Below are 18,626 nucleotides of genomic sequence, written 5' to 3'. Positions count from 1 at the left end.
CCATCAGGATATATTATGAGTTGGTTTTATTTAATCTTAGCCGGTATGCTGGAAATCGGCTGGCCATTGGGCTTAAAATTGGCACAACAGGAAGGCTACCGCTGGCATGGCTTTGCAGCCGCGCTTGCCTGCATCGTCGGCAGCGGATACTTTCTTTACCTTGCCCAAAAAAGTATTCCGATGGGTACAGCCTACGCCGTCTGGACAGGCATAGGCGCGGCAGGGGCGTTTTTAGTGGGCGTTGTATTTTTCAACGATGCCGCCAACATCGGCCGCTGGCTCGGCGCATTTCTCATCATCTCCGGCGTCGTAGTGATGAAACTCTCCAGCGGAAACTGAAAATCTCGTTTCTATCCAATCCAAGGCCGTCTGAATATGCCTGTTCAGACGGCCTAATACCTTCCCGAATATAACGAAATCATCTTAAATTAAAACCAAGCATTCTTTCCTTTTTTCAGACGGCCTGTTTAAAGTGGCGACTGTCCATTATTCAAACAATCGGTTATAGCCGTCCAACAAAGGAATCCAAATGAGCCAAGCCAATCCGCTTCCACCCGAACTCTCCGTCCAACTCTCCACACTATCCCCCACCCAACTTGCCTGGCTCTCCGGCTATTGCTGGGCGCAAAGCCAAGGCGTATCCGGTGTAGTAGCCGAACCATCTGCCCTGCAAACAGCCGCTCCGACAGTCAGCCGCCGCGTATTAGTTCTCTCTGCTTCCCAAACCGGCAATGCCCGCAGCGTTGCCGAATCCCTACACGCCAAACTTCAAGCCGCCGGCGTAGAAGCCCGCCTCAGCAGCGCAGGCGATTTCAAAAGCAAAACCCTGCCCGACGAAGACATCGTCCTTTTGGTTACCTCCACCCAAGGCGAAGGCGAACCGCCCGAAGAAGCCCTGCCCCTGTACAAATTCATCTACAGCAAAAAGAAACCTGATCTCAGCAAACTGACCTTTGCCGTCTTGGGCCTTGGCGATTCCTCCTATCCCAACTTCTGCCAAGCAGGCAAAGACTTTGATGCCAAATTTGCCGAACTGGGCGCAGGCCGTCTAAACGACTTGGGCATTTGCGACTTAGAGTTCCAAGCGAATGCCGACGCATGGGTAGCCGCCGTCGTACCCAAAGTCGCCGAATTGACCGCCCAAGCAGCAAGCCCTAGTGCAAACACCGCAGCACACAGCCCGGCCCCCCCAAGCAGCGGCACCGCATACACCAAAGAAAACCCCTACACAGCCACCCTCTCCGTGCGCCAAAAAATCACCTCCCGCACCGCAGAAAAAGACGTCGAACACATCGAAATCGACCTCAGCGGCTCAGGTTTGTATTATCAGGCAGGCGACGCACTCGGCGTATGGCCGCTGAATGCCGCCGACCTCGTTCAAGAAATCCTCGACCTCAACCAACTGACCGGCAGCGAAACCGTCCAACTTTCAGACGGCCGCGAAACCGACATCCGCACCGCCCTGACCGAATCCGCAGACATCACCCAAAACACACCGGCATTCGTCCAACAATACGCCGAATTAACAAACAACGAAGAACTCAAAGCCATAGCCGCAGATAAAGCCCAACTGGATGCCTACCTCGCCGCCACACCGCCCGTAGGCGTATTCGCAGCCTATCCGCACCCACTGGACGCACAAACCCTATACAGCCTCTTCCGCCCACAAACCCCGCGCCTTTACTCCATCGCCTCCGCACAAGACGAAGTCGGCGAAGAAGTCCACCTCACCATCGGCGTCGTCCGTTTCGACCACCACGACCACACCTACACCGGCGCAGCATCCGGCTACTTGGGTGAACGCCTCGAAGAAGGCAGCGAAGTCCGCGTCTTTGTCGAACCCAACCCCAACTTCCGCCTGCCGCAAAACAGCGATACACCCATCATCATGATCGGCGCAGGCACAGGCGTCGCCCCCTTCCGCTCCTTCATGCAACAACGCGCCGCCAATGGCGACAGCGGCAAAAACTGGCTCTTCTTCGGCAACCAACGCCTGGCTGACGACTTCCTCTACCAACTCGAATGGAGTGATTGGCGCAAAGACGGCCTCCTTACCCGCGCCGACCTCGCATGGAGCCGCCAAGGCGAACACAAAGTCTATGTCCAACACAAAATCACCGAACGCGCCGCCGAAGTTTGGAACTGGCTGCAACAAGGCGCACACATCTACGTCTGCGGCGACGCAGCACGCATGGCGCGCGATGTCGAAAACGCCCTGATCGAAGTCATCGAAACCCAAGGCAAACTCAGCCGCGACGAAGCCGAGGACTACCTCAACGACCTGCGCGAAGACAAACGCTACCAACGCGACGTTTATTGATTGGACAAGCCAAAATAAAGGCCGTCTGAAAGCTGAATTTCAGACGGCCTTTTTAAGGAACTTGCTCGGATTGTTATCAATTTATCTTGTCTTGCATTATAATTATGCAAATTTGACTCACTCGAAAGAAAATAAATTGGAAGGATTACAACAACTTGTAGATTTATTGGTGGGTTTTATCGATTGGATATTGAAATTACTGGCCTTCTTGTTTTAAACTACGTTCCATACTTTTATACATTAAAGACGTATTTTCATCATGCAAACCGCGCAATGCTCCGCTACTTTCTTCTATTGGTACCACACAAACGTGCGGTACTTTTTTGCGCTTGTCTGAAACAGACCAAATTGAAAATACGCAAATCAGAGCCGCCTCATTTGAGCGGCTTTTTTTATACCCACCATGGCCGCTTAAATCCACCCATTTTTAAGAAATAAGGAATACAGCCATGACCGCTTCAACTAAAATCCACAGCCAAACTCAAATGTTACACACCTGCCGCATGGTCGTTGACAGCAACAGCCACCACAGCATGTCCAACACGCTCACTTTGCCTGATACGCCCGACAACCTCATCAGCGAAGCCTTAATTCCGCAAGTACGCACCATCGCGACTTTGATTGCCGCAGAGCGTCACGATTTCAATCAAAGCAGCCCCAGCGTTTTTACTGATGAAGCGGATTTCTTCGCGGCGCGTATTTTGGTTTTGGGCGTACGCCGTTTCCATTTGGACATTACCCTGTTGCCCATGCTCAAAACCGCCAACAAACGCGCCGAAGCCTTCGCCAAACGCCATCACATGCCCTTCTCTCCCGCTGAAATGCAAATGTCCCTGCACACCCGCCGCCCTGCCAACCTGCTGATTATCGAAACCGAACACGAGGTGCCTACACTGGGCAATCTGGCCGCCAACAGCCGTGCATTTGCCGCGCAACTTTCCAATATTATTTTGTAAAACCACTTGAAAAACAGGGAAATGGTTTAATATTAGGCAAACACACTCCGCCGAAATCTCGGCAAAGACAAACTTCTCTCAGGAAAAACAATGAAAAAACTGATTGCCTTAGCCGCCCTTTCCACTTTTGCCCTCGCTGCCTGCAAAGACAATACCCAAGCGCAGCTTGAGCAACAACAAAAACAAATCGAAGCATTGCAACAACAGTTGGCACAACAAAACGGCCAACAAGAAGACAATACGGTTTACCAGCTCACGCCTGAAGCCGTGAAAGACACCATTCCTGCCGAGGCACAAGCCAACGGCAACAACGGCCAACCGGTAACCGGTACAGACGGTCAACAATACATCTACGACCAATCCACCGGCAGCTGGCTGCTGCAAAGCTTGGTGGGCGCGGCAGCCGGTGCATTTATCGGCAACGCATTGGCCAACAAATTCACACAGGCGCGCAATCAAAACAGCCCGATTGCCCGTCAAGCCCGTACCAACTATTATCAAACCGCACGTCCAAACGGACGCACCAGCCAACAGCTGAATACGCGCACCCTGCGTGCCCAACAGCAAAATGCGCAACAACAAAACGCTCAACAGCAACAGCGTTACCGCGAAACCGCGCGTCAGCCTTCCAACTACCGCCGCCCAAGCATGGGTCGGGGCTTTGGCCGCCGTCGCTGATTCGGTTTAATATTCCATCTTTCGTGCTGAAGCACACACTTTACGCATGGATTTTAGGTTTCATGCAGGCTACAGTTTGTTTGAGAATATGTTTTTTGTATTTCTTTACACTTTTTTTGATATTCAGGGTGAGCTATTAAGAAATCAGATATTGCAATATTAAAGTAATGATATGCTAAATTAATAGGTATAATTAATTCTTCAGGATTGAAATCATCTCCAACTGAAAAATAAATAGAAGGAGCTTTATCAATATACTCAAATCCATTTACCTCTTCATAATCTCCAATCCATCTGGTAGCATCTATTTTTTCATATTGAGCACCTATTACTCCAAAATGTCCGGTAGTTGTAATATTTTTAAAACACTCTAAAAGCGTATCTTTAGTTTCAAATTGGTAAATTGTTTCAAAAAAAATCGAAATAACAAAATGGTTGTTATTTATAGATTTTTTCTTTAAGTTTAGAAAAATATTATTTTTCATAATTTTTCCTTTAAATTATTCTGGGTGAATGTTTGTAATTCTTCCTGTATTTACATCAAAATATGATCTAAATTTGATTCCGTCAAAGGTTTCTGAGAATTGAATGACATTTTTTCTTTCCGATATTGATTTAGTTCTTTCATTTTGAGCAATTTTAGAGGCTTTTGAATATCCTTGTGAAGCAGCTTTTTGAGCCATTTGAAGTATTTTATCATCAGAAAATTTTTTAGGATCATAAACAGTTTTTATACTTGAAATTTCCTTAAATCCACCATCAGGTTTACCTGTCCTGTCTAGTGTAGGAATCTCATATTTAATTCGGGTAATGCCTTCAATATCAGTTTGGGTTTCAGATTTTACGCGTCCTCCTCGTGAATTTAGTTCTGCCATAAAATTGGTGCGGTTATGGGCTCCTTTAATGCCCTGTTTTTGACTAAAACCATCAGCATTTGCCAGATGTCTTTTTAGGTTTGTATCGAAACTGATGCCTTCCGGGTATTTGACATTAGTAATAGGTGTATTTTGTTTTACAAACCCTCTTGGTATTGGAATGAATCTAGGATTAACTCCTGGATATAAACGCTCCCAATATAAAAGGCCGTCTGAAAATCAGATTTTCAGACGGCCTTTGGTTTTCTCTATTTTCTTATTGCAGACTTGTCAGGTCTGTTTGTATGCGTTATGCCCAAAAGTCTCGCGGAGCGTCCAATACAGGTTTGACGATGCCGGTACGGATGGCGAAATCGCCAAAACCTTCATCATCTAAACGGTTTCGAGACCAATCTGCTACCCAGCCTTCGACAATTTCAAGGATTTCAGGTTCGGTAATGTTTTCTTTAAACAGACGCGGGATGCGTGTGCCTTCACGGTTGCCGCCTGCGTAAAGGTTGTAGCGGCCGACGGCTTTGCCGACCAACCCAATTTCCGCCAGCATGGCGCGGCCGCAACCGTTGGGACAACCAGTTACGCGCAAAACGATGTATTCGTCTTCCAAGCCATATTTGGCGAACATTTCGTCGATTTTATCGGAGAATGTTGGTAGGAAACGCTCAGCCTCCGCCATCGCCAGCGGGCAAGTCGGCAAGGCAACGCAGGCCATCGAGTTCTCACGCTGGATGGTAATCGATTTGCTGATTAATCCATGCTCTTTGGCGATTTTATCAATCGTATCTTTTAATTCCGGCGGCACGTTGGCAACCACCAGATTTTGATTGGCCGTCAGACGGAAGTCGCCGGGATGGATTTTGGCAATTTCGCGGATGCCTGTTTTCAACGGTCTGTCGGGATAATCGAGCAGGCGGCCGTTTTCAATAAACAAAGTCAAATGCCAGTTACCTTCATGCCCTTGCACCCAGCCGATATGGTCGCCGCGATGGGTAAACTCGTAAGGGCGAATGGGCTCAAACTTAATGCCCATGCGCCTTTCGACTTCCTCTTTGAACACATCTACGCCGACGCGTTGCAGCGTATAGCGTGTACGCGCTGCTTTGCGGTCGCTGCGGTTGCCCCAGTCGCGCTGTGTGCTGACGACGGCTTCGGCGGCATTGAGGGTGTATTCCAGCGGAACGAAACCAAATTCGTAAGAAGTGTTCGGATAAGTTTTGGTATTGCCGTGTTCGCTGGATAAACCGCCGCCGACCAATACATTGAAGCCCACCAACCTGCCGTTTTCTGCAATCGCCACGAAACCCAAATCATTGGAATGAATGTCCACATCGTTATCAGGCGGAATCACAACGGCAGTTTTGAACTTGCGTGGCAAATAAGTTTTACCCAAAATCGGCTCGACCTCATCGGCAATTTCTTTATTGCGCGGCTCGGTCGGCTCGGTCGTGAACACTTTTTCACCGTCCAACCATACATCGGCATATGCCATGGTGCGCGGCAGAAGGTGCATACTGATGCGCGCCGCCCATTCATAGGCTTCTTGATGTAAAGTGCTTTGCACAGGATTGCTGGTACACAACACATTGCGGTTGACATCGCTGGCTGTGGCAATGGAATCCAAACCAAGTTTGTGCAATGCCTGATGCGCCTGTTTTAAATCGGTTTTCAGAATACCGTGGTATTGGAAGGTTTGACGGTTGGTCAGGCGGATGGAGCCGTAAATCGTGTTTTCACCGGCAAATTTGTCGATACCCAGCCACTGCTGCGGCGTAATGATGCCGCCGGGCAAACGGCAACGCAACATCATGTTTTTTAAAGGCTCAAGTTTTTGTTCGGTACGCTCGGCACGAATATCGCGGTTGTCCTGTTCGTACATGCCGTGGAAGCGGATAAGCTGAAAGTTGTCGGCAGTAAAGCCGCCGGTAAAGTCGTCTTTCAACTCTTCCTTAATCGTGCCATGCAGATAATCGCTGCGCTCTTTCAAGGCTTCGTTGCCGGACAAAGGCGTCTCAGGCAGCTTGGCTCGTGGGTCGGTTGTGGTAGCAGTCATTGAAGCACTCCTTATTTTTGGTATAGGCGTTACTTTAATGAGGCCGTCTGAAAATGAGAAAGAATGGTTTGTTTGTTTTAAAGACGATTTTGTTATATCGGTTTGAAACATAAAAAGGCCGTCTGAACTTTGCTTTCAGACGGCCTTTATATTGGACGGGACAAACCGATTAGGCTTGTTTGTTCCAACGTTCGATGGATTCTTTGATGACTTGTTTCGCTTCTTCTACATCACCCCAAGATTCAACTTTAGTGGTACCTGCTTTTTTCAGGTCTTTGTAGTGGTTGAAGTGGAACTCGATTTGTTTGATCAGTTGTTGCGGCAAATCGGCCAAAGTTTTGTAGGCGTTGCCGTTGTTGCGGTCGTCGGCCGGAACGCAGACGATTTTGTCGTCCACTTCGCCGTCGTCAACGAATTTCATCACGCCGATAACGCGTGCTTCCAGGAAAATACCGGTTGCCAAAGGCTGCTCGGTCACCAGCAATACATCCAATTCGTCGCCGTCTTCGTCCAAAGTTTGCGGAATGAAGCCGTAGTTGGTCGGCTTGGCGAAAATTGCCGGTTCAACGCGGTCGAGTTGGAAAGCGGCCAGTTTGCGGTTCCATTCGATTTTGTGGTTGCTGCCCGCTGGGATTTCGTTGACAACGTTGATGATGCCGCCATCCACATCGCCCGGGGTCAGGATTTTGTTGAAGTCTGCCATGATGGTTTCCTTTGATTTTAAAGAGAGTCAAACGGCGAAAGTATAGCAAACCCAAGGCCGTCTGAAAATGTGAAACTGTCGTATTCAGACGGCCTTTTTGGCATTCAGCCTTTTAATCAATTCTAAAATTGCGCGTTTATTGGAAGGCGAAAACACTTTTTCCGCCGCTTCTTCCGCACCAAACCAACCGTAGGCAACGTGTTCGTCCGGTTGCAGGACAATGGGCGTATCACGCGGAATTTGGGCGGAGAAGATGTGTTCGCGGTTTTCAAACACACCTTTGGGATAGCGATGGCGCCAGTGATGATAGATTTCATAAACGGTGCTGTCGTGCCAGTTTTCCAGCAGACCGTCTGCAAGGCGGATACCGGTTTCTTCCCACACTTCGCGCCATGCGGTTTCTTCGATACGCTCGCCTTCTTCCAAGCTGCCGGTAACCGACTGCCAAAAACCTTGCGGCGCCGTGCGTTCAATCAGCAGGATATTGCCGTCTTCATCATGCAAGACAACCAAAGCGGAAACGGGATACTTCAAAGGCTTACCGCTCATGACTTGTCCTTGCCGGTTTGGTTGGGGAGGCTGATTTTTTGTAGTAAGTAAACCAAAAGGTTTTCCATGTATCACTCAAAAATGGGAAATTGATATTCAGACGGCCTTTGCCGTAAATCCGCAAAGGCCGTCTGAAATTATACCTGATTTAATTGCGCCAGTTTCCGAGACACCAGCTCTGCTGCTTCTTCCGGCGACTTGGCCTTCAACCCTGCTTCGCCAAAATACGAAATTTTAGGCAAATCACACAAAAACTTATCGACATCTTCTGCCGTCAAAAAGCGGCCGTGCAAATCGAATCCGACATTTAAAGCACGCCCTTTGATTTCCGCCACCCTGTCATGCAAATGGCCATACAAGTGATACCAACCCTGATAGCAGCCGTCCCATTCCTGTATCGGATAGTGAAAGAGAACCAGCGTATTCTTAATTTCCGGCAATTTGAGTTTCAAATACGGCCGTATGGACGACAGCAGCGGATGGCCGTCATGCTTGGTTTGGCTGCGGAAAAAATCGGCATGCTGCCGAATCACATGATCATGATTGCCGTAAATCAAGTGATGCTGCCCGTTCAAACGCGACAAAACGCGCTCTATCTGCTTATGGTCTTGGGCAAAGGAAAAATCGCCCAAGTTGTACACCGTATCTTCAGGCGTAACGGTTTCATTCCACGTTTGGATTAAAAATTCATCCATCTGCTCCACGTTATCAAACGGTCGAAATTGCGGGCAGAATTTGGCAATGTTTTTATGTGAGAAATGTAGGTCTGATGTGAAGTAGGTTTTGCTCATGCCGTGCTCTCTGCGTTGCAAGCTTGAATCGTATCACGCGCGGGCGTATGCTGAGGAATGTTTATTATTATATGCTTCAAGGAGTTTTTATGCGTTTGGTTATTGCCGCGCCGGCCAACGGCGCAATATTGAAAGACGCGCTCAAAGCGCATCTGCAAAACGACCCGCGCGTCAGCAGCTTGGTCGATTTATCCTCGCCAGAAGAAACCTATCCGCAACTCTCGTTTGCCGCGGCCGAAGAAGTCGCGGCAGGACGTGCCGACCGTGCGCTGTTGATTTGCGGCACCGGCGTGGGCACGGCAATCGCCGCCAATAAGGTGCGCGGCATACGGGCAGCAACGGCGCATGATTTGCTTACTGTCCGCGGCTCGGTGGAAAACTATAACGCGCAAGTTTTATGTATGGGGCAAAACGTGATTGCCGCTCCGGCCGCTTGGGCATTGGTCGATATCTGGTTGGACTTGCGTCACGACACAAACAGCGGCTATGCACCTAAAGTCGGCGAAATTGAAGCATACGAGCGCGGAAAATAAATACATGTTGCTCCATATATTTTCAGACGGCCTTACAGTTGCCGCAAGAATGCTTGGATAAACGCAATCTTATCCAATTCCGGTATGGCGTTGAACGCTTCGCGATGCTCGCGGATGTGGTCGATTAAAGGGTAAAACTCTTCGTCGACGTGGCGTTTGTCGAGCTTGCGTCCGATGTTGCCCTCGTTGCTTCGTCCCAGAAACTTGGAAATCAGGTAATACGGCGATTTGAGTTTGAACAGCATTTCGCCGTTTTGTGCATCAAATACCATAAAGCCTTCGTGTTCCACATTTTTCAGACGGCCTTTCAGCTCGCCGAATGTGATGTTTTTCAACATTTCAGGACGGCGAACGCCGTATTGCTTGCCAATTTCGTCCAATTCGGCTTCGGTAAACTGACGGCCTGTCGCCACGTCAATGCAGCCGATTAAGGTTTCCCCCAATTCTTCGCGGATGATGTGCACGTCTTTTGCGTCTGTGATTTCAAACAAAAAAGTGTGGTTCGGATAAGCGCGGAACAGGGTTTCGTATTGCGCACAGTGTGCGGCGGTCATGTCCGCGAACGCGCTATCAAGCGAACCGGTAGTCGAATACAGCACTTTGCCGTCAAACGCCGCGCCGTGGGACGGGTGGCCGTCTGAAAGCGAGACGAAAGTGCAGCAGCCAAGGAAGCCGTTTACTTTTACGACCGCATCCACCAGTCTCTCATCGCTGATTCGGATCGGATAACGGCTGCCTTTGGCAATACGTTCCGAATAATTGAACACTTTTTTAAATGGGCGCACGATGATTCGATTATGCGCATCGATAATCAAACCGCGCATTTCCAGCAAAGCATCATCAAAGCGATTGTTGTAGAACACGCTGCGGGCGTATTTCAACACGCGCAATTCGGGATAACGCTTGGATGCTTTGGCAGTAAAGTTACGGCTGCTGTGTTGCAGATAGTGATCGGTCACAAAGGTTTGCTGCGCCTCATCAAACACCAGCGGCTTATGCTCGATAGCCTGCATCTGTTCGATTTTTTCTAACTGCTCCGCATTTGCCGGCTGCTCGGCATCGACGTGGATTTCGTTTGCCACGCGGTTTTGGTTCAACTTGATATAAGCCGCCAACACGTCATGCTCTTTCACACCGTGCAGGTTGGGATAGAAATTGTGCATACGGTAGATTTCTGTTTCAAAACCGCTTTTTTTCGCCAAATCCAACAAATGGCGGCAACGCGAAGCTTTTTGGTTGGTATTGGAATTAATGATCAAAATATTTCGATTCGGATTTTGGCGTCCAAGTCTCAAGGTTTCAGTCATCAAGGCATTGCCGCATTTCTGCGCCTTATCCACCGCTTCGCCCGACCAACGATATTCACCGTATTCATCGGTAATAAACAAATCGTTTTCAATACGGACAACTTCCGCATCCTGATACTGCGCTTTAAATTCGGCGGCTTTTTGTTCGGCAAAAGTCGATTTTCCCGAACCCTGATGACCGCGTATTAAGATAAATTTTTGCATTTTGTTTCCTTATTCTTGTTCTCAGCTTGTCCTGAATAAATAGGCCGTCTGAAAAAATATTTCTACCCTTTTTTCAGACGGCCTTAGCTTCAGTTCACAGCTGCCAGCGGCGTTTTCTCAATCTCATCTACCCAGAAATCTGTACCCATACCTCGTTCGGCAAAGGAACCAATCAGGGCAAACACTTGGTCGGAGAAGCCGCCGATGTTCAAGATATCGTGACGGTTTCGTGCTTGAGCCTTGGTGTAAGGCTGGATATCCAGGCAAACGAGTTTGGCTTCGGGACAGCGTTTTTTCAGGATGTCCCATTCTTTCATCAGACTGGTTTTACCACCCCATCGTTGGCTGTCATCTGCCCAACTTTCGTTGTCTGACACGATGACGACCAAATCCACTTCAGCTTTTTCACGGTTCAACATGGCAAGCGGTGCGCTACATGCTGTTCCGCCTCCACCGATATTGGCGAGTTTTTCGGCGTTGGTCATGATGCTGTCGCGTGGGTTGAGCTTCACGTTTACCGTGATTTGCTCAAACGGTATCACGCGGGCTTGCGGATTAGTACGCAACATGGCAGCGGACACAAGTGCGGCAATGTCGATGCAGCGGGTTTTGGTGGACGCACTGCCGCGATAGCCGGTAACCGGGCTGTGCATGGAGCCGGATACATCCGGGCAAACCACGACTTTGCCTTGGATTGCCGGTACGTTTTGTACGGCAGTTTCCATCGCATCTTGCAGGGCTTCGCGGATTTCAAACGGCATTTGGTCAGATGTTGCCTGATACGCGGTCAGCAATTGGTAAGGCAGGACGCGGGCGCGGGCAATGGCGGTTTCGTCACGCAGTTTTTCTGCCACCATTTTGATGTTTTTGCTTTTGGCAAATACTTCATGGCGCAGGAAAGTGTTCAGGTTTTGGCGAACCTGCTGCCATGAGCCGTTGCGGGCGATTTGCGCCCAGTCACCGCAGTTCAAGTCTAAAGCTGTAAGCATTTGGAAAGGAACGTTGGGCAATTCGCCTTCTCGGCTTTGTTTGTAATCTTCAAAAGCACGGGTAATGGGCGACAATGCTTCGCGATCGTAAGGTTTGCCGATCAGCCATGCAAACCATGCGGCACGCCATGCCTCTCGCGGTTTGGGGTGCACCATTTTGACCACGTCTGCCAGCGACGGCGAATTGCCGATGGCGGCGTTCAACAGTTGTTTTTCGGTGGCAGTCAAAAGCCAAGTCTGCATCAGCTTTTTCGGACGGTTGCCGAAAGATTTTCTGCCGACTGCTCCGCTACGGATAATTTGTGCGAAGTTACGCAACATTTTACCGTTGTCCACTACTTGGTCGAATACGCGGGCGAGCATGTTCACGTCTTTTTGCGCCAACACGGCAAGCAACAGCGCAGGCATATCTTTCATCAAACCTTTTTGACGGGCATATACGGCAGTTTTGGCGATAAACTCGGCATCCAGGCTTTCTGCCAATTTCAACACTTGGTCAAGCTGACTTTGGGCATCGGCATAGTAGGTATTGTTCAGACAACCGGTAGCGGCAAGTTGGGCCAGCTGTTGTTTGGACGTCAGCGTGTAGGCGATGCCGCCGGCTTCATTATAGGTATCGGTTTTAGTAAAACGGTTTTTAATCGATTGAAACAAGGTAGTATTAGCCATTTTCATTTTCTTTCATATTGTTGGTTTGAGGCCGTCTGAACTTGTTTTAGCTTTGTTTTTCAGACGGCCTTGAATGGGTGGCAGTGTGGCGGCTAAAGATGAAGAGAAGCGTTTTTAACTGAAAGCTAATGTATTCTCTTCCGGGCATCCGCCTACTGCCGTAGGGCGACCAGTTTAATTAGGATCATTCGGGTTTGTAGCAAGGAAGGAATGTAATCCTAATGGCATTCGCCCATAAGGGGTGGTACATTGGGCAACAAAGAGTGGAGAAATTTTTACGCGCTCTATCCACTGAACTACTCTGCCATAGTTGGCGGCAGAGACGGGACTCGAACCCGCGACCTCGCGCTTAGCAGGCTTTAATTCCTCCGGCATTTGCCGTTTGCACCAAAAACAGTTTTTATATCAGCCCGCCTGAATATTTCAGACGGCCTTGCATGGGTGGCAGCGTAGCGGCTAAAAGTGAAGAGAAACGGTTTTAACGTGATAAGTTAATGTACTCTCTTCAAGCATCCGCCTGCTGCCGTAAAAGTAATATGGCACGCAACAAGTTTTTAAGGGAAACATGCCTTGGCTCTACCAACTGAGCTACTCTGCTATTTGGAACAACAGAGACAGGACTCGAACCTGCGACATAAGGATATCCATGTTGTAGTTTCCCCAGGCATTTGCCTGCCATATTGGAAAAGGGTGGGCGACTAAATAAACAAGACGTTCAACGTCTATCAGACGAGACAGGATTCGAACCTGTTAATCCAAATGTAGTCTTGTTGGCATTCGCCCTGTAACCACACAGCAACTAAATTTACGGAAAATTTTTCTCCGGTAACTGTATTTCCCGAAGCATCTGCTGTATCGTTACATTCACAACACAGCCAACAGTGTGCCAAGAATAAAATTTTTATAAAAATAATTTTTAATTGATTGAATATAAAGAAAATATATTTTAAAGTAGCTTTTATCGACAAGAAGCGTAGAATACTAAAAAATATATTTATAGATAGTTATATAGAAAATAAAATATATAAGGATATATAATGAGATTCGATGATTTGGACAAATGCTTGCGGTTAAATAAACAGCAAATTTGTATTGGAAAAAATAATTTAAAGGCCGTCTGAAACATGAATACTATCCCTAAAAAACAAGTCGCCGTCAGCTTTCTCGGTACGGTATTGGACAGCGGTTTCGGTCAAGGGCGTTGGCAGAAGTGGCGGCCGAATGTCGCCATGAATCAGCGTCAGGATTTTCATCTTGACCGCATGGAGCTGTTTTATGCGGAAAAATACCGCGAACTGGCTGATCATGTAAAAGCCGATATTCAGCAGGTATCGCCGCACACAGTCGTCAATCTCGTGCCTATGGAGCTGGCAAACCCGTGGGACTTCTCCGAGGTTTATACCAAGCTGCACGATTGGGCGGCGAGCTATCCATTTGATACAGAAGAAGAAACCTATCTCACCCACATCACGACAGGTACACACGTTGCCCAAATCTGCCTGTTTTTATTGGTGGAATCGCGTCAAATCCCCGGCGTACTGTTACAAACCGCCCCTCCCAAAAACCAAAGACGCAGTATGGAGGACGGCAATGTCGGCAGTTATGAAATCATCGATTTGGACTTGGCTCGTTACGATGTACTGGCCGAACGCCTTGCCGCCGTACGCGACGATGCAGTGCGCTACCTGAAAAGCGGCATTTCCACCCAAAACGCCGCCTTCAACCGCATGATTGCCGAAATCGAACAAGTCGCACTCAACTCCCCTTCCCCCATTCTGCTTTCCGGCCCGACAGGCGCAGGCAAATCCATGTTGGCACGCAGGATTTTTGAATTGAAAAAAGCGCGCCATCTGATTAAAGGCACATTTATCGATGTAAACTGCGCCACCCTTCGCGGCGACGGCGCGGCATCTGCCCTGTTCGGCCACAAAAAAGGCGCCTTTACCGGCGCCGCAGAAAAACGTGAAGGCTATCTAAAAACTGCCGACGGCGGCGTATTATTTTTAGATGAAATCGGAGAATTGGGCTTAGACGAGCAAGCCATGTTGCTCAAAGCCATTGAAGAAAAACACTTTTATCCCGTCGGCAGCGACAGCGAAGTCAAAAGCGACTTCCAACTCATCGCCGGCACCAACCGCGACCTGCGCCACGAAATCCGCGCCGGACGCTTCCGCGAAGACCTGTTCGCCCGCATCAACATCTGGAATTACCCACTGCCTGCACTCGCTAATCGTCGCGAAGACATCGAGCCCAACGTCGAACACCAGCTTGCCCTAGCCTCGCAAGAACTCGGCCGAACCACCCGCTTCAACAAAGAAGCCCTGGCCGCCTACCTCGACTTCTCCCACTCAGACCAAGCACCATGGCGCGGCAACTTCCGCGACCTCGCCGCCAGCATCATGCGCCTGGCCACACTCGCACCTCAAGGCAGGATACAGGTAGAACAAGTCCAAGCCGAAATCGAACGCCTCAAATGGTTATGGTCGGAAGAACCCTTTTCAGACGGCCTCCTACATAAAAGGCCGTCTGAAAAAGCACAAGACTACCCCGATAAAGTCGATTGGGACACATTGGATTTGTTCGACAAACTACAACTGCAACACGTTATCGATGAATGCCGCAAACACCCCAACATGGCCGCTGCTGGTCGTGCATTGTTCAACGTCTCCCGAACAGAAAGGGCAAAAGTCAATGACAGCGACCGATTGAGAAAGTATTTGCAACGGTTTGGACTGGAATGGGGGGATATTTGAATAGAGTGTGCAAGCTAGCTCATTTTGATAGCATCATTTTTCATCATTTATAAAAAAATAAAAGGCATCAATCCGATGCCTTTTATTTTCGTTAACATAAAAAATTAACGTTCATACCAACGTTTGGTCGATTCACGAATCACTTCTTTGGTTTACTTCAAAAATGCCGCATGATAGGCAATATGCTCGCCAATAAAACTGGCGATGAAGTAATAGCTATGATCATAGCCTTTGTGGAAGCGCACATCGGCCGGTTGATTTGCCGCACGACAGGTTTCAATAAAATCTTCGGTACGCAATTGTGTCGGCAAAAACTCATCTTCCAAGCCCTGATCAATGCGCATACCTTGCACTTTATAGCCTTGTTGAATGAGCGAGTTGGCATCATATTGCTGCCATTTTTCGCGATCTTTTCCTAAATAGGCAGAAAAGGCTTTCTCCCCCCAAGGCACGAGACTTGGCAACAAAATGGGCGAAAAGGCAGAAACACTTTGATAACGTTCCCGGTTTCGCAGTGCCAATACCAATGCGCCATGTCCGCCCATTGAATGTCCCATAATGGAACGTTTGCCGTTGGTAGAGAAATTTTCCTCAATCAGACCAGGCAACTCATTCAAAATATAATCATACATTTGATAATTCGTCGCCCAAGGCTGCTCGGTCGCATTAAGATAAAAACCCGCACCCTGCCCTAAATCATAAGCAGCATCGTTCGGCACTTGCTCTCCGCGAGGGCTGGTATCGGGGGCAACCACAATCACTTGATGTTCTGCCGCATAACGCTGAAAGCCCGATTTGGTAATGAAATTTTGTTCCGTACACGTTAAGCCGGAAAGCCAATAAATCACACCAAGCGGTCGATTCTCTGGATTATCCGGCAAATAGACGGCAAATTTCATTTCGCATTGAAGCGTTTGGGGATCATGTGCCCAAACTTGTAGCGAACCACCAAAAATTTGATGTTGTTCAATCAGTTTCATCGCATACCTTAGTAATGAATAACAGCGCGGATCGATTTACCTTCGTGCATTAACTCAAAGGCTTCATTGATTTGATTGAGTGTCATTGTGTGGGTCACAAATGGTTCCAACTGGATGTCGCCTTTCATTGAATCTTCCACCATTTTCGGAAGTTCAGAGCGACCTTTCACGCCACCAAATGCCGTGCCTTTCCAAACACGACCTGTTACCAACTGAAACGGACGAGTTGAAATTTCTTGTCCCGCACCCGCTACGCCGATGATAATGGATTGTCCCCAGCCACGGTGCGCACTTTCTAATGCTTGACGCATTACGTTTACATTGCCGATACATTCAAAGGTATGGTCAATGCCCCATTTATTGATGTCTAACAACACATCTTTGATCGGTTTATCGTAATCGTTCGGATTTAAACAATCCGTTGCACCGAACTTTTTTGCCAACTCGAATTTTGAAGGATTGGTATCAATAGCGATAATGCGACCCGCTTTGGCTTGACGCGCACCTTGCACCACCGCCAAACCAATCGCCCCCAAGCCAAACACGGCAACAGAGTCGCCTTCTTGCACTTTTGCCGTATTATGTACCGCACCAATACCTGTAGTAACGCCGCAGCCGAGCAAACATACTTGTTCGTGGTTGGCTTCTGGGTTGATTTTTGCCAGTGAAACTTCGGCAACAACTGAGTATTCGCTGAAGGTCGAACAGCCCATATAGTGATAGATCGGCTGACCTTGATAAGAAAAACGCGTCGTACCGTCCGGCATTAAACCTTTACCTTGTGTATCACGCACTGAGACGCACAAGTTAGTTTTACCTGAACGGCAAAACTCACATTCGCCACATTCAGCGGTGTAAAGAGGAATGACATGATCACCCGGTTTTACGCTTGACACACCTTCGCCCACAGCAACGACCACACCCGCACCTTCATGCCCAAGCACCACAGGAAATACGCCTTCCGGATCGCTTCCTGATAACGTAAATGCATCAGTGTGGCACACGCCAGTGTGCGTGTTACGAATTAACACCTCGCCTTTGTGCGGCATTTCTACGTCGATTTCCACAATTTGTAAGGGTTGATTTGGGGCGAATGCCACCGCCGCACGCGATTTGATGGTTGAATTGGTTTGTTTCGTTTCCATTATTTTTGCCTTTTAATTCATTAATAAAGTTATCTAGCCTAAGTAAGATAACCACAGGTTATACTTTGACCTCCACTCTAAAGCAAGCATTTTTGCAATTTTCGCTCCGGCGGTAGCATGATCACCTGAAGGATCGCCATGCAATCGATAATTAAAGGCTTCCGAATATTTCCCTAAGTCATGAATCTGTCCCGTTTAACAGGTAATTTCCTGTGCCCCAAAAACTCGGGCAAACTCCGCCACCATTTCGCCAACATTTACCGAATCGCTTTATAAGGTTTGCCAATGTTCGTAAGGTAAGAGATTGCCGAGTTCATATTGGACGGAATGGACGTAGTAAATTAGGGGTTTCATATTGAAATTCTAAAAAATTCAAATTGATACATATGCAATGATAATATGATATTAAATTTAATATGTAAATAGAAAAAATGCCGTCTGAAACTTTTTCAGACGGCATTGTTATTGATTAACCTTTATAACTTGCTTCTAATATCCTCTACTGCTTTCACTAAGGCCTCGGAAAGCGAAGGATCAAAAGAAGAGCGGCCTGCTTGGACGATATTTGAACACACAGCCTCCCGAAGGCTGCTGACGGGATAGGTCGGCATAAAGTTTGTAGCTGCTAGAGTTTTAACACACAGCGACCCGAAGGTGGCTGTCAAGCTTTTCCAAGGTTGCTTTAGCATCATGGGCGGTTTCAACACACAGCCACCTGAAGGTGGCTGGACGGTTGGAAATCACGATCATATCGCCCTTGCGGTTTCAACACACAGCCGCCCGAAGGTGGCTGGGTTCACGCGCATCGGCACGCGCCTGATGCGCGAAGTTTCAACACACAGCCGCCTGAAGGCGGCTGACTCTATAAGCTGGTTAATTTGCTGCAACAATTAAAAGTTTCAACACTCAGCCGCCTGAAGGCGGCTGATTGTCTTTTGCGGTTGTTCTTTAGAGGAATCACAAGTTTCAACACACAGCCGCCTGAAGGCGACTGGGTCCATTTTTATATCTGGCTTTACCTCTAAATGACGTTTCAACACACAGCCGCCTAAAGGCGGCTGGGTGGAGAAACTGCAAAATCTGCCTTCCTCCGCCCCGTTTCAACACACAGCCGCCTAAAGGCGGCT

At 48.3% G+C, this 18,626-nt stretch carries 16 protein-coding genes, 1 pseudogene and 1 CRISPR repeat array; of the genes and pseudogenes, 6 read left to right on the top strand and 11 right to left on the bottom strand.

Annotation, left to right across the window (positions count from 1 at the left end):
• The first annotated feature begins 15 nt into the window (after positions 1 to 15).
• From HMPREF3139_RS09125 to HMPREF3139_RS09110, 4 genes are all read left to right on the top strand, one after another.
• A complete protein-coding gene (locus HMPREF3139_RS09125; protein ID WP_003678624.1) occupies positions 16 to 339 on the top strand; it encodes a DMT family transporter in 324 nt (107 codons plus the stop codon).
• Between the two features lie 190 nt (positions 340 to 529).
• On the top strand, positions 530 to 2,320 hold the full coding sequence (locus tag HMPREF3139_RS09120; protein WP_070461673.1) for an assimilatory sulfite reductase (NADPH) flavoprotein subunit: 1,791 nt from the start codon (positions 530 to 532) through the stop codon (positions 2,318 to 2,320).
• Between the two features lie 449 nt (positions 2,321 to 2,769).
• Positions 2,770 to 3,276, top strand: coding sequence for a hypothetical protein (locus HMPREF3139_RS09115; RefSeq protein ID WP_070461671.1), 507 nt, complete (start codon positions 2,770 to 2,772; stop codon positions 3,274 to 3,276).
• A 90-nt stretch (positions 3,277 to 3,366) separates the two neighbouring features.
• Positions 3,367 to 3,954 (top strand): hypothetical protein, encoded by a 588-nt coding sequence (locus tag HMPREF3139_RS09110; protein ID WP_070461669.1) that lies wholly within the window; start codon positions 3,367 to 3,369, stop codon positions 3,952 to 3,954.
• Positions 3,955 to 4,007: 53 nt separating this feature from the next.
• Here the strand turns inward: HMPREF3139_RS09110 and HMPREF3139_RS09105 are convergent, their stop codons facing one another.
• From HMPREF3139_RS09105 to HMPREF3139_RS09080, 6 genes are all read right to left on the bottom strand, one after another.
• Entirely contained in the window at positions 4,008 to 4,439 is a 432-nt protein-coding gene (locus HMPREF3139_RS09105; RefSeq protein WP_039406457.1) for a hypothetical protein, read from the bottom strand.
• A gap of 15 nt (positions 4,440 to 4,454) precedes the next feature.
• Positions 4,455 to 4,859 carry a CdiA family toxin C-terminal domain-containing protein gene (locus tag HMPREF3139_RS10780; RefSeq protein WP_264081763.1) on the bottom strand — a complete coding sequence of 135 codons (405 nt, stop codon included), beginning with the start codon at positions 4,857 to 4,859 and terminating at the stop codon, positions 4,455 to 4,457.
• Positions 4,860 to 5,118: 259 nt separating this feature from the next.
• The gene (gene cysI / locus HMPREF3139_RS09095) at positions 5,119 to 6,876 is read right to left on the bottom strand and encodes an assimilatory sulfite reductase (NADPH) hemoprotein subunit (protein WP_070461667.1); all 1,758 of its coding nucleotides are present in this window, start codon (positions 6,874 to 6,876) and stop codon (positions 5,119 to 5,121) included.
• Positions 6,877 to 7,045: 169 nt separating this feature from the next.
• The gene (locus tag HMPREF3139_RS09090; RefSeq protein ID WP_003678634.1) at positions 7,046 to 7,579 is read right to left on the bottom strand and encodes an inorganic diphosphatase; all 534 of its coding nucleotides are present in this window, start codon (positions 7,577 to 7,579) and stop codon (positions 7,046 to 7,048) included.
• A gap of 84 nt (positions 7,580 to 7,663) precedes the next feature.
• Positions 7,664 to 8,128, bottom strand: a complete 465-nt coding sequence (gene nudB, locus HMPREF3139_RS09085; RefSeq protein WP_070461666.1) for a dihydroneopterin triphosphate diphosphatase — start codon at positions 8,126 to 8,128, stop codon at positions 7,664 to 7,666.
• A gap of 137 nt (positions 8,129 to 8,265) precedes the next feature.
• Positions 8,266 to 8,919, bottom strand: a complete 654-nt coding sequence (locus HMPREF3139_RS09080; protein WP_070461665.1) for a metallophosphoesterase — start codon at positions 8,917 to 8,919, stop codon at positions 8,266 to 8,268.
• Positions 8,920 to 9,008: 89 nt separating this feature from the next.
• Between HMPREF3139_RS09080 and HMPREF3139_RS09075 the strand changes: the two genes are divergently transcribed.
• Positions 9,009 to 9,452 (top strand): RpiB/LacA/LacB family sugar-phosphate isomerase, encoded by a 444-nt coding sequence (locus HMPREF3139_RS09075; protein WP_070461664.1) that lies wholly within the window; start codon positions 9,009 to 9,011, stop codon positions 9,450 to 9,452.
• Between the two features lie 32 nt (positions 9,453 to 9,484).
• Here HMPREF3139_RS09075 and HMPREF3139_RS09070 read toward each other — a convergent pair whose 3' ends face one another.
• Both HMPREF3139_RS09070 and HMPREF3139_RS09065 read right to left on the bottom strand, forming a co-directional pair.
• Positions 9,485 to 10,963, bottom strand: a complete 1,479-nt coding sequence (locus tag HMPREF3139_RS09070; RefSeq protein WP_070461663.1) for an RNA ligase — start codon at positions 10,961 to 10,963, stop codon at positions 9,485 to 9,487.
• An 89-nt stretch (positions 10,964 to 11,052) separates the two neighbouring features.
• Positions 11,053 to 12,627 (bottom strand): vWA domain-containing protein, encoded by a 1,575-nt coding sequence (locus HMPREF3139_RS09065; RefSeq protein ID WP_070461662.1) that lies wholly within the window; start codon positions 12,625 to 12,627, stop codon positions 11,053 to 11,055.
• Positions 12,628 to 13,745: 1,118 nt separating this feature from the next.
• Here HMPREF3139_RS09065 and rtcR point away from each other — a divergent pair.
• A complete protein-coding gene (rtcR, locus tag HMPREF3139_RS09060) occupies positions 13,746 to 15,374 on the top strand; it encodes an RNA repair transcriptional activator RtcR (RefSeq protein WP_070461661.1) in 1,629 nt (542 codons plus the stop codon).
• Positions 15,375 to 15,526: 152 nt separating this feature from the next.
• Here rtcR and fghA read toward each other — a convergent pair whose 3' ends face one another.
• The 3 genes and pseudogenes from fghA to HMPREF3139_RS11305 form a co-directional block, all read right to left on the bottom strand.
• Positions 15,527 to 16,354 carry an S-formylglutathione hydrolase gene (gene fghA, locus HMPREF3139_RS09055; RefSeq protein WP_070461660.1) on the bottom strand — a complete coding sequence of 276 codons (828 nt, stop codon included), beginning with the start codon at positions 16,352 to 16,354 and terminating at the stop codon, positions 15,527 to 15,529.
• Positions 16,355 to 16,362: 8 nt separating this feature from the next.
• Entirely contained in the window at positions 16,363 to 17,472 is a 1,110-nt protein-coding gene (locus tag HMPREF3139_RS09050; RefSeq protein WP_199900366.1) for an S-(hydroxymethyl)glutathione dehydrogenase/class III alcohol dehydrogenase, read from the bottom strand.
• 120 nt (positions 17,473 to 17,592) lie between these two features.
• Positions 17,593 to 17,853 (bottom strand): annotated as a pseudogene (locus tag HMPREF3139_RS11305) (CRISPR-associated helicase/endonuclease Cas3); the annotation flags it as partial.
• Positions 17,854 to 18,062: 209 nt separating this feature from the next.
• Positions 18,063 to 18,626: direct repeats of the CRISPR family, unit length 19 nt; unit sequence GTTTCAACACACAGCCGCC.

It is taken from the genome of Neisseria sp. HMSC15G01, from assembly GCF_001808255.1.
In the GTDB taxonomy this organism is placed as follows: Bacteria; Pseudomonadota; Gammaproteobacteria; order Burkholderiales; family Neisseriaceae; genus Neisseria; species Neisseria subflava_A.
This window is presented reverse-complemented; position numbering and strand designations above follow the sequence as displayed.